Annotated in this window: 8 protein-coding genes and 1 other annotated feature; all 8 genes read right to left on the bottom strand. The window is 49.1% G+C overall.

Annotated elements, in window-relative coordinates; genetic code table 11:
- Nucleotides 1–125 precede the first annotated feature (125 nt).
- The 8 genes from rpoC to rapZ all read right to left on the bottom strand — a co-directional run bounded on the left by rpoC (nt 126) and on the right by rapZ (nt 12,494).
- A complete protein-coding gene (gene rpoC / locus AC6I3O_RS03030; protein WP_497849659.1) occupies nt 126–3,881 on the bottom strand; it encodes a DNA-directed RNA polymerase subunit beta' in 3,756 nt (1,251 codons plus the stop codon).
- 14 nt (nt 3,882–3,895) lie between these two features.
- Nucleotides 3,896–7,762: a DNA-directed RNA polymerase subunit beta gene (gene rpoB / locus AC6I3O_RS03025; protein WP_497849658.1), complete on the bottom strand. Its 3,867-nt coding sequence runs from the start codon at nt 7,760–7,762 to the stop codon at nt 3,896–3,898.
- A 321-nt stretch (nt 7,763–8,083) separates the two neighbouring features.
- Complete coding sequence (gene rplL / locus AC6I3O_RS03020; protein ID WP_497849657.1) at nt 8,084–8,455, bottom strand: 50S ribosomal protein L7/L12; 372 nt, start codon at nt 8,453–8,455, stop codon at nt 8,084–8,086.
- Between the two features lie 77 nt (nt 8,456–8,532).
- Nucleotides 8,533–9,084: a 50S ribosomal protein L10 gene (gene rplJ / locus AC6I3O_RS03015; RefSeq protein WP_497849656.1), complete on the bottom strand. Its 552-nt coding sequence runs from the start codon at nt 9,082–9,084 to the stop codon at nt 8,533–8,535.
- Between the two features lie 49 nt (nt 9,085–9,133).
- Nucleotides 9,134–9,279: a sequence feature (ribosomal protein L10 leader region), on the bottom strand.
- A gap of 59 nt (nt 9,280–9,338) precedes the next feature.
- Entirely contained in the window at nt 9,339–10,268 is a 930-nt protein-coding gene (locus AC6I3O_RS03010; protein ID WP_497849655.1) for a diacylglycerol/lipid kinase family protein, read from the bottom strand.
- A gap of 167 nt (nt 10,269–10,435) precedes the next feature.
- Complete coding sequence (locus tag AC6I3O_RS03005; protein WP_159750090.1) at nt 10,436–10,693, bottom strand: HPr family phosphocarrier protein; 258 nt, start codon at nt 10,691–10,693, stop codon at nt 10,436–10,438.
- 19 nt (nt 10,694–10,712) lie between these two features.
- Entirely contained in the window at nt 10,713–11,591 is an 879-nt protein-coding gene (whiA, locus tag AC6I3O_RS03000) for a DNA-binding protein WhiA (RefSeq protein ID WP_497853410.1), read from the bottom strand.
- Nucleotides 11,592–11,612: 21 nt separating this feature from the next.
- A complete protein-coding gene (rapZ, locus tag AC6I3O_RS02995) occupies nt 11,613–12,494 on the bottom strand; it encodes an RNase adapter RapZ (RefSeq protein ID WP_497849654.1) in 882 nt (293 codons plus the stop codon).

Below are 12,494 nucleotides of genomic sequence, written 5' to 3'. Positions count from 1 at the left end.
AATTTCAGCACATTTACCAACACTTTCTAAAAAGCCTATTACTGGCGTGGGTGTGAAAAGTAACCCTCTTAAATGATACGGAGCAGCAATCCCCAACAGACCACTGCTCCCACAATCTCATCACATTATTCTTCTACCAACTCCACAAACTCCTCTTCTTCCGATTCATAGTCTGCGTCGTCTTCCGAATCCAGCTCATCAGCTTCATCCAAGTCATCATACCCCAGTCCGGACAAATCCTCAAGCTCTTCTACATCCATCTCTTCGCTTTCCGCAAAATCATCCTGCAGCCCGGCTTCTTCATCCAGATCCACTTCATCCTCAAGCTCCTTGTCGCTGTCCAGCCGAATATCACGGTATTTCCGCATACCCGTACCAGCCGGGATATGCTTACCGATAATGACATTCTCTTTCAGGCCTATCAACGGATCTACCTTGCCCTTGATTGCCGCCTCGGTCAGAACCTTTGTCGTCTCCTGGAAGGACGCCGCCGACAGGAAGGAATTGGTTGCCAGGGATGCCTTGGTAATACCAAGCATAATCTGCTCGCCCAGAGCCGGCACAAGGTCTTCCCTCTCTAACGCCGCATTCACATCCTCGAATTCCAGCCTGTCTACGTTCGTACCCGGCAGGAACTCGCTGTCCCCAGCCTCTTCCACACGAACCTTTTTAAGCATCTGACGAACGATTACCTCAATATGCTTGTCATTGATTTCAACACCCTGCAGCCGGTATACACGCTGCACTTCCTGAATCATATAATCCTGCACAGCCCGCAGGCCCTTAATCTTCAAGATATCATGAGGGTTCACGCTGCCTTCTGTCAGCTCATCTCCCGCCTCTAACACCGCGCCGTCCTGAACCTTGATTCTGGAACCATACGGAATCAGATAAGCCTTCGTCTCGCCCGTCTCATTATTGGTAACGATAATCTCCCGTTTCTTCTTCGTATCGTGGATATTCGCCGTTCCGGCAAATTCTGTAATAATCGCAAGACCTTTCGGCTTTCTCGCCTCGAAAAGCTCCTCGACACGAGGAAGACCCTGTGTGATATCGTCGCCGGCAACACCGCCCGTATGGAATGTACGCATGGTAAGCTGCGTACCAGGCTCACCGATAGACTGCGCCGCAATAATACCGACAGCTTCACCTACCTGTACTGGCTCACCGGTCGCCATATTGGCGCCGTAACACTTCGCACAGACACCGTTATGAGACTTACAGGTAAGGATCGTCCGGATCTTCACCTGAGTCAGTGTATTCCCGTTCTCATCCACACCCTTCTTCATAATCAGTTCCGCACGCTTTGGCGTTACCATATGATTCGCTTTCACAAGGATATTGCCATCCTTGTCAACAATATTTTCACACAGATAGCGTCCCGTAATACGCTCCTGTAAACTCTCAATCTCCTCATTTCCGTCCATGAATGCCTTGACATACATGCCCGGAAGCTCGGCTCCCTTCTCCACGCAATCCACCTCATGGATAATCAATTCCTGAGATACGTCAACCAAACGTCTGGTCAAGTATCCGGAATCGGCAGTACGAAGAGCAGTATCAGACAATCCTTTACGCGCTCCGTGGGCAGACATGAAATATTCCAGTACGTCCAGCCCCTCACGGAAATTAGACTTGATAGGCAGCTCGATGGTACGTCCCGTCGTATCCGCCATCAACCCACGCATACCCGCAAGCTGTTTGATCTGCTTATCCGAACCACGGGCTCCGGAATCCGCCATCATGAAAATGTTATTATATTTGTCCAAGCCGGAAAGCAGCGCTTCCGTCAGTGCGTCGTCCGTCGCCTTCCAAGTCTCCACAACTTCCTTGTAACGCTCTTCCTCGGTAATCAGGCCGCGCTTAAAGTTCTTGGTAATCTTATCCACCGTATCCTGAGCCTGCTGAATCATCTCCGGCTTCTGAGGCGGCACGGTCATATCGGAAATCGATACGGTCATGGCTGCCCTCGTAGAATATTTATATCCAATAGACTTAACTGCGTCCAATACCTCCGCCGTAGCCGTAGAGCCATGGGTGTTGATGACCTTCTCAAGAATCTGCTTTAACTGCTTCTTCCCGACGTGGAAATCCACCTCCAGCAAAAGTGCGTTCTCTTGTGCCTCACGGTCAACAAATCCAAGATCCTGCGGAATAATCTCATTAAACAGGAAACGTCCAAGGGTAGACTCAATATTGCCGCTCTTCACAGTCCCGTCAGGCATCGTCTTCTTCGTGCGCACCTTAATGCGGGAATGGAGCGTAATTGCATCATTCTCATAAGCAAGAATCGCCTCATTGACATTCTTGAAGAACTTGCCCTCTCCCTTCGCCCCCGGTCTTTCCTGGGTCAGGTAATAGATACCAAGTACCATATCCTGAGACGGAACCGCAACCGGTCCGCCGTCAGACGGTTTCAGCAGGTTGTTAGGTGACAGCAGCAGGAAACGGCACTCCGCCTGCGCCTCCACGGACAGCGGCAGATGCACCGCCATCTGGTCGCCGTCAAAGTCGGCGTTATAAGCCGTACATACCAATGGATGCAGCTTAATCGCCTTACCTTCTACCAGAATCGGCTCGAACGCCTGGATACCAAGCCTGTGAAGCGTAGGGGCGCGGTTCAGCATGACAGGATGCTCCTTGATTACATCCTCGAGTACGTCCCATACCTCCGGCTGCACCCGCTCTACCATCTTCTTTGCATTCTTAATATTATGGGCAGTCCCGTTCTGCACCAGCTCTTTCATAACGAAAGGCTTAAACAGCTCGATCGCCATCTCTTTCGGAAGACCGCACTGATAAATCTTTAACTCAGGTCCTACCACGATAACGGAACGTCCAGAGTAATCCACACGCTTGCCAAGCAAGTTCTGGCGGAAACGCCCGGACTTACCCTTCAGCATATCGGACAAGGACTTTAAAGCCCTGTTGCCTGGTCCTGTTACCGGACGGCCGCGGCGCCCGTTGTCAATCAGCGCATCCACAGCCTCCTGTAACATTCTCTTCTCATTCCTAACGATAATGTCCGGCGCGCCCAGCTCCAGCAGACGCTTCAGACGGTTATTACGGTTGATAATCCGGCGGTACAAATCGTTCAAGTCCGACGTAGCAAAACGTCCGCCGTCCAACTGTACCATCGGACGCAAATCCGGCGGGATGACCGGGATTGCCGTCATAATCATCCACTCCGGTTTATTTCCGGATTCACGGAAAGCCTCAACAACCTCCAAACGCTTCACGATTCTTGCCCGCTTCTGCCCGGTCGCTCCTTTCAAGCCTTCCTGTAATTCCTCATAGTCTTTATCCAAGTCGATAGACTGCAAAAGTTCCTGAATAGACTCCGCTCCCATCCCCACACGGAAAGCGGACCCCCACTTCTCTCTTGCCTCCTGATACTCCTGCTCCGAAAGCACCTGCTTGTACTGCAGGTCACTGTCCCCTCTGTCCAGCACGATATAGGATGCAAAATAAAGCACCTTCTCAAGCGTCCTTGGCGACAGGTCAAGAATCAGTCCCATACGGCTAGGGATTCCTTTGAAATACCAGATATGAGACACAGGAGCCGCCAGGGCAATATGCCCCATACGCTCACGGCGTACGCTGGACTTTGTAACCTCAACACCGCATCGATCACAGACAACGCCCTTGTAACGAATCTTCTTGTACTTACCGCAGTGGCACTCCCAGTCCTTGCTGGGTCCAAAGATTCTCTCACAGAATAATCCGTCCTTCTCCGGCTTCAGCGTACGGTAATTGATTGTCTCCGGCTTCGTCACTTCTCCCCTGGACCATTCCAGAATCTTCTCCGGCGACGCCAGACCAATCTTGATAGCGTCAAAAGTCATTGGCTGATACGCTTGTTCCTTATTGTTTTCCGGCATACTGGCACCCCTTCCTATTCATCATCCGACAAGTCATAAAAATCATCATCGGGTTCATATTCCATATCATCAAAGTCTTCCTCTTCAGGTTCCTCTTCAATATCAATAAGTTCCTCCCCCTGGAATTCTTGTTCGGTATATCCATGCTCCCCAAGGTCGTCATCCTGATGATATTTCCTGTCTCCTTCAATCAGTGAGCGGAAATCTGTCTCTCCCATATCAGCAGTCTCGATAATCTCGACTTCCGTATTGTCATCACGCAGCACACGCACATCCAGTCCCAGAGACTGCAGCTCCTTGAGCAATACCTTGAAGGACTCCGGGATACCCGGTTCCGGAATATTCTCGCCCTTAATGATCGCTTCATATGTCTTCACACGTCCGACCACATCGTCAGACTTCACGGTCAAGATCTCCTGCAGCGTATAGGACGCGCCGTATGCCTCCAGCGCCCATACCTCCATCTCTCCGAATCGCTGTCCGCCGAACTGTGCTTTACCGCCCAACGGCTGCTGCGTAACCAGTGAGTAAGGACCGGTAGAACGGGCATGGATCTTATCGTCTACCAGATGATGCAGTTTCAGATAATGCATATGCCCAATCGTAACCGGGCTGTCGAAATACTCTCCCGTTCGTCCGTCGCGCAGACGCACCTTTCCGTCTCTGGAAATGGGAACCCCCTTCCACAACTCCCTGTGGTCTCTATTCTCAGACAGGTATTCCATAACCTCCGGAAGCAATTCTTCCTTATGCTTCGCTTCAAACTCTTCCCAGCTCAGATTCACATAGTCATTTGCCAGGTCAAGGGTATCCATAATATCATTCTCATTCGCACCGTCGAATACCGGCGTCGCAATGTTGAATCCCAATGCCTTAGATGCAAGGGACAGATGGATCTCCAATACCTGCCCGATATTCATACGGGAAGGCACACCCAGCGGGTTCAGTACGATATCCAAAGGACGCCCGTTCGGCAGGAACGGCATATCCTCCACAGGCAGCACACGGGAAACAACACCCTTGTTTCCGTGACGTCCTGCCATCTTATCCCCTACAGAAATCTTCCTCTTCTGTGCAATATAAATGCGGACAGCCTGGTTCACACCCGGAGACAGCTCATCGCCGTTGTCCCGGGTAAATACCTTCGCATCCACGACGATACCATACTCACCATGGGGTACTTTCAGAGAAGTATCCCTTACCTCCCGGGCTTTCTCTCCGAAAATCGCCCGAAGCAGACGCTCTTCCGCCGTAAGCTCCGTCTCTCCCTTAGGCGTCACCTTGCCCACAAGAATATCTCCTGCGCGCACCTCCGCACCAATCCGGATGATTCCTCTCTCATCCAGATTCTTCAGGGCGTCGTCTCCCACACCCGGGATATCCCGCGTGACCTCTTCCGGTCCAAGCTTGGTATCACGGGCTTCCGCCTCATACTCTTCGATATGGACAGATGTATATACATCCTCCTGCACCAGACGCTCGCTCAGCAGCACGGCATCCTCGTAATTGTAGCCTTCCCACGTCATGAACCCAATCAGCGGGTTCTTGCCAAGGGCCATCTCGCCGTTAGACGTAGACGGTCCATCTGCAATCACGTCGCCTGCCTCCACCTTGTCTCCTTTGAACACAATCGGCCTCTGGTTATAGCAGTTGCTCTGGTTACTTCTCAAAAACTTTGTAAGCTTATATCTTTTCAGATTGCCGTCCGTCTGACGGATGGTAATCTCCGTAGAGGTAGAACGCTCTACCACGCCGCCTTTTTCCGCGATCACACAGACGCCGGAATCCACCGCCGACTTCTCCTCCATACCGGTTCCGACTACAGGAGCCTCTGTCATCAGAAGCGGCACTGCCTGACGCTGCATGTTGGAACCCATCAGCGCACGGTTCGCATCGTCGTTCTCTAGGAAAGGAATCAACGCCGTTGCCACAGAGAACACCATCTTAGGGGAAACGTCCATGTAATCAAACATACGTCTCTCATACTCCTGCGTCTCTTCCCGGTAACGTCCGGATACATTCTTACGGATAAAATGTCCTTCCGCATCCAGCGCCTCATTTGCCTGCGCTACATGATAATTGTCCTCTTCGTCCGCGGTCATGTAGACGACGTCCTCCGTGACCACCGGGTTCGCCGGGTCGCTGTGATCGATCCTGCGGTACGGAGCCTCGATGAACCCATACTGATTAATCCTTGCGTAGGTCGCAAGGGAGTTAATCAATCCAATGTTCGGACCTTCAGGCGTCTCAATCGGACACATCCTTCCATAGTGTGAATAATGGACGTCCCGGACCTCGAAACCTGCACGGTCACGGGACAGACCTCCTGGTCCAAGTGCGGACAGACGCCGCTTATGGGTCAGCTCACCCAGCGGGTTGTTCTGATCCATGAACTGTGACAACTGTGAAGAACCGAAGAACTCCTTCACCGCCGCTGTCACAGGCTTAATATTAATCAACGACTGGGGAGAAATTCCTTCCAAATCCTGGGTGGTCATTCTCTCCCGCACGACTCTCTCAAGTCTGGACAGACCGATTCGGTACTGGTTCTGCAAAAGCTCCCCTACAGAACGGATACGCCGGTTGCCCAAGTGGTCGATATCGTCGTCATTTCCCAATCCATACTCCAAATGGATGTTATAATTAATGGACGCAATAATGTCTTCTTTCGTAATATGCTTAGGAATCAGGTCGTGGATATCCCTGCGGATAGCATCCTTCAATTCATCGACGTCGCCGCCTGTCTCCTCAAGGATTCCCTCAAGGACAGGATAATACACCTGTTCCGTAACCCCTACTTCCTTAGGGTCAATCTCCACGACAGCGTCAAGATCCACCATCATGTTAGAGAGCACTTTAATACTTCGCTCCTCCTCCGGCCGCTCAATCCAAACAAAAGGAACCGCCGAATTCTGAATCCGATCTGCCATCTCCCGAGTCACCTTCGCTCCTGCCTCGGCAATGACCTCCCCCGTAATCGGGCTTGCCACATCCTGCGCAAGCACCTGCCCGGTGATACGGTTCTTGAGGGAAAGCTTCTTATTGAACTTATACCTTCCCACCTTCGCCAAGTCATAGCGTCTCGGATCAAAGAACATACTGGTAATCAGACTCTCTGCGCTGTCCACCGCCAACGGCTCACCCGGACGGATCTTCTTATACAGTTCCAGAAGACCTTCCTGGTAATTCGTCGCGGCGTCCTTCTCGAAACTTGCCATAATCTTAGGTTCTTCACCGAACAGCTCGGTAATCTCCGGATTAGTCCCGATTCCCAGCGCGCGGACTAACACGGTAATCGGCACCTTTCTCGTTCTATCTACACGTACATAAAAAACGTCATTGGAATCCGTCTCATACTCCAGCCATGCGCCCCTGTTCGGGATGACGGTGGAGGAATACAGCTTCTTGCCTAATTTGTCATGTGCGATTGCATAATAGATACCTGGCGAACGCACCAACTGGCTTACGATAACACGTTCTGCCCCGTTAATCACAAACGTACCTGTACTTGTCATCAACGGCAAGTCGCCCATGAATATCTCATGCTCGTTGATCTCATCTGTCTCTTTGTTATGAAGTCTCACCCGTACTTTAAGCGGCGCCGCGTAAGTGGCATCACGTTCTTTACACTCTTCAATCGTGTATTTCACGTCTTTCTCGCACAAAGTAAAGTCAACAAATTCCAGGCTCAGATGACCGCTGTAGTCGGTAATCGGGGAAATGTCATCAAATACTTCGTTCAGTCCTTCATCCAGAAACCACTGGTAAGAATCCTTCTGGACTTCGATCAAATTCGGCATCTGAAGAACTTCTTTTTGTCTGGAATAACTCATGCGTGAACTTTTTCCGCTTTTAATGGGACGAATTCTGTTTTTCTCCATATTGACGTTTCACTCTCCTCACAATTTTTTGGAAAACAATATTGTAAAACCATTGGAAACAGCGCATTCCCCACTGTCCCCACGCGATATTATGGCAGAACTTTCCACAATAGTGCATTTTTTACTATACCACACACTTACAAGGCTTGTCAATGAAATTTTGGCAATTTTTCACGATTTTTTTGAAGATTTTCCTAGAATTTTCTCGAATTACGTATGTATCCCCCATAAATCATTTTATCAGAATTGAATGACATTTGCGCAAAAAGGCTGCCCTTTCCAGGACAGCCCTCTCTAAAATTACTTCGCTTTTGCAGTTCCTTATTTCAGGTTTACTTCTGCACCCTCAGCCTCAAGTTTAGCCTTAATCTCCTCAGCCTCTGCCTTAGAAACAGCTTCCTTCACTACCTTCGGAGCTTCATCAACTACTGCCTTAGCCTCTTTCAGACCAAGACCTGTAATCTCACGCACAACCTTGATAACCTTAACCTTGGAAGCGCCTGCAGATACTAACTCTACGTCGAACTCATCCTTCTCTTCTTCTGCCGGGCCTTCTGCTGCCGCTGCAACTACGACGCCTGCTGCTGCAGATACACCAAATTCTTCTTCACATGCTTTTACTAAATCATTCAACTCTAATACTGATAATTCTTTGATTGCATCAATAAATTCAGCTGTTGTCAACTTTGCCATTCTATTTTCCTCCATTTATTCATATTATTTTTGTATCTTCCTGATACATAAAGTTCCTTTGAACAAGCTCATGCAGATTACTCTGCCGGAGCTTCTGCCGCTTCCTCTGCCGGAGCATCGGATGAAGCCGGTGTGCAGTTCGCCGCCCCTCCCTGCTCTGCGATCTGATTGAGAACGCGGGCAAGGTTGGTGATTGGCGACTGCAAGCTTCCAAGCAGCTTGGACAGCAATTCCTCCCTTGAAGGAATCTTAGCCAGCTCATTCAGTGCGGCGCTGTCATATACCGTACCTTCAACCACACCTGCTTTCAGCTCAAGAGCCTTCGCATCCTTCGCAAACTTGCAGAGAATCCTTGCCGGAGCAGTTGCATCATCCTTAGAAACCGCAATCGCGCTCGGCCCTTCCAGATGCTCGTCCAATGCCGCAAGGTCGGTTCCTTCAAAAGCTCTCTTCATCATTGTGTTCTTGCAAACCTTGTAGATGATTCCCGCTTCCCTTAACTGCTTACGCAGTTCCGTATCCTGTGCGACAGTAAGACCACGGTAGTCAACCAGAACGACGCTCGCCGCATCCTTGACATCATCCGCAATAGCCTGTACGATTGGTTGTTTTAATTCAACTTTTGCCACGAATGGTACACCTCCTTATAAATTCTGTTCGACTGCATAATCGGAAAAGTGCCGTATACAAAAAACCCCTGTATCAAAGACACAGAGGTATTGTTAATTCATAGTCAACGAATCAAACTTTCCTCGGCAGGCGTTGGTTTGCTTACGCTCATACAATCGAGCACCTGCTGTCTTCGGCAGCCTTTTGTTACTATAGCATTCAGGGAAGTTCCTGTCAACCGTTTTTTCTATTTTTATAAAACTTTATCAAACTTTTACTTGTTTCCCTGGCCAGCCTGCAGTTCCTCCACATACTGCTCCGGAACCATAATTTCCAACTGCTTATTCAGGTTGTCAATCACCACTTCGTCATGCTCCCCGCCGAACTCCCCGTCCAGCGTCCACGGAATCTCTTCCAATGACTCGAAGGTAATATGCCCCGTCTTGAACGTATACATATGCTTCGTGTCCACCTGTTCAATCAGGAGCGACGCAATAATCTCCTGCAAGGCAATCGGATTCGACGGTTTCTTAATCAGCGTGACCTCAAACAACCCGTCGTCGAACACCACCTGCTTTCCAATCATATTGCGGAAACCTCCGACCGAGCGGGAATTTGTTACCATCCCGAAGATAAATTCATCCTCAATCACTTCTCCGTCATGCTCCACCTTAATTCGGTAAGAAGGCACATTGAACAACCGTTTCGTCCCCTCCAGCACGTACGCCAGATGTCCCAGGATATTCTTTACCTCCTGCTTCGTCTCATAGGAAACGTCTGTGAAAATGCCGAATGCCGCAACATACACAAAAATATCCTCATTAAAACGTCCCACGTCACAGGGAAACAGCACACCGTTCACCGCATTGTCTGCCGCCTTCAAAAGCCCTTTAGGAATATGCAGACTGTTGGCAAAATCATTGGTAGTCCCAGTAGGAATATACCCAACCGGCGTCCTCACATTTCTGTGCATCATCCCGGTCACAATCTCATCAATCGTACCGTCTCCGCCGCTGCATACCACCAGATCATATTGGCCGGCATCGTACTGCTGCACTTTCTTATACGCATCCCGATACGCCTGGGTTGGATATACGCCCACTTCATATCCCGCCTTCACAAAAATATCAATAATATCCGAAAGCTGCGGCTTCAAAAGCCCCTTTCCTGCCCGCGGATTATAGATAAACAACAACCGTTTCATAGCACATGCATCTCCTTCCAAAATGCTAAAGAACTGCCGCCAATATCCGCAGCAGTTCTCCGACCAAACCTACTATGTATACCCAAAGGGTACCCCGCAATGTATACTTATTCGGATTCCTCTCATCACATACCCGTCCAGCAAACAGGTTCTCCGATTCCATACAACTAGTTACTTGCGACAAGGAACCCTTCAATCCCTGCCACTGCCTCATGCTCATCCTGTCCTTCAGCCACTACCGTAATACATTCACCTTTCTGTAACTTTAGACTCATCATCCCCATGATACTCTTCGCATTGATCTTCTTGTTATCAATCTCAATGAACACCTGGCTCGCATACTGGCTTGCCTCCTGTACCAGGTGTGCAATCGGACGGTCTTCCATATCCATATTGTTTTGAATCGTAACAGGTCTCTTAGTCATAAAAAAATGCTCCTCCTTGCTAATCCCTTAACTTTACCGCTATTTCACTTAATTTCCTCAGTCTGTGGTTGACTCCCGACTTCCCAACCGGGTCTTTCAGAAGCCCTCCCAACTCCTTCAAAGTTGCGTCCGGGTTCTCAAGGCGTGTAAGGGCGACGTCCTTTAAACCTTCCGGCAACTTGTCAAAACCAACCGTATCGCGTATATACTTAATATCCTCCATCTGCCTGACAGCAGCAGACACAGTCTTATTGATATTCGCTGTCTCACAGTTCACTTTGCGGTTCACACTATTGCGCATCTCCTTCACAATTCTGACATTCTCAAGTTCCAGAAGCGCCACATGAGCCTCCATCACATTCAGTACGTCTACAATCTGCGAACCTTCTTTCAGGTATACCACATAGGTCTTTTTCCTCGCAACGATCTTCGCATCCATATCAAATGAATTCACCATTGTCCTAAGATATTCTGCTTCTCCCCGCGTGTCACAGACGATCTCAAAATGATAGGATTTGCCCGGATCACTCATGGAACCCGCTGTGATAAATGCACCGCGGATGTATGCCCGCTTGCAGCATACAGCCTGTACCATCGCTTTCCTGACTGCCAGTAATTCCTCTCCTTTGGCGTATATATCGTAGCTTGTACTTCCTTTGGTCATATTCCTGCGTATTGCGATACTTATTCCTATATTAAATGTTTTTCTCAATAATGTAAAGCATTTTCTTGCAACTGTAAAATTTTCCGTATGGACATGGACGCAGCATACTCCCTTCCTGTCCTCAGAAAATTCCCCTGACATATGAATCATTGCAGATAATTCCGCTAGATTGCAGTGCCTTGCCTTCGCATACTGCCCTGCCAGTTCTTCCTTTATTCTGCCCGAAAATGACATCTCGCACCCCTTTCGGTTCACTCATTTTGCCTTCGTAATCGCATCTTTCCCAATATCACGGTGTTCAACCCGGATACCGTAATTTTCATTCTTGCTCAACGCCTCAAACAGTTCGTTTGCCAGAGTGACCGAGCGATGCTTCCCGCCAGTGCAGCCGATTGCAATCACAAGCTGCGTCTTCCCTTCCTGGACATAGTTAGGAATCAAAAATTCCATCAGATCTGTCATTTTATCTAAAAACTCTGCCGCTTTCTCATTATTCATGACATATTCCCTGACTTCTCTGTCATTACCGCTCTGGGGACGTAATTCTTCTATATAATATGGATTCGGCAGAAACCGAACATCGAACACAAGATCGGAATCCGGAGGGATTCCATACTTGAACCCAAACGAAAGCACAGAGATATAGAGGTTCTTATATTCTTTATTCTCCACAAATATCTTATTCAGCTCCCGCTTCAATTCTCTGGTGAGCATATGGCTGGTATCGATCAGATAATCTGCCCGTTTTTTTAGAAATTTTATTCTTTCCCTCTCCTTGAGAATTCCTTCGTCCACACGGCCATCGTTGCCCGAAAGCGGATGGAACCGTCTTGTCTCCTTGTATCTTTTAATCAGGACATGGTCGGCAGATTCCAAAAACAAAATCTCATACTTCATTCCTGCATGATCCAGCTCATTCAGTACCTTTGCCATCTCCGCAAGACTCTGCCCGCTTCGGATATCCACGCCAAGCGCCGCCTTATTCAGTTCACTTCCCGGCACCAGAAGCAAGTCAGCCATCTTAGGAATCAGAGGTACAGGCAGGTTATCTACACAGAAATACCCCACATCCTCTAACATTTTCAGTGCAGTGCTCTTGCCTGCCCCCGACATTCCTGTAACAATTACACATCTCAT

Source organism: Sporofaciens sp. St.21A7 (genome assembly GCF_059728535.1).
This window is presented reverse-complemented; position numbering and strand designations above follow the sequence as displayed.

Bases quoted from the DNA above. Each gene is read 5' to 3' on its own strand.
- AC6I3O_RS03005 (WP_159750090.1), bottom strand. From the start codon at position 10,693: ATGACTAAGAGACCTGTTACGATTCAAAACAATATGGATATGGAAGAC.
- rpoB (WP_497849658.1), bottom strand. From the start codon at position 7,762: ATGGAGAAAAACAGAATTCGTCCCATTAAAAGCGGAAAAAGTTCACGC.
- AC6I3O_RS03010 (WP_497849655.1), bottom strand. From the start codon at position 10,268: ATGAAACGGTTGTTGTTTATCTATAATCCGCGGGCAGGAAAGGGGCTT.
- rpoC (WP_497849659.1), bottom strand. From the start codon at position 3,881: ATGCCGGAAAACAATAAGGAACAAGCGTATCAGCCAATGACTTTTGAC.
- rapZ (WP_497849654.1), bottom strand. From the start codon at position 12,494: ATGAGATGTGTAATTGTTACAGGAATGTCGGGGGCAGGCAAGAGCACT.
- rplL (WP_497849657.1), bottom strand. From the start codon at position 8,455: ATGGCAAAGTTGACAACAGCTGAATTTATTGATGCAATCAAAGAATTA.
- whiA (WP_497853410.1), bottom strand. From the start codon at position 11,591: ATGTCATTTTCGGGCAGAATAAAGGAAGAACTGGCAGGGCAGTATGCG.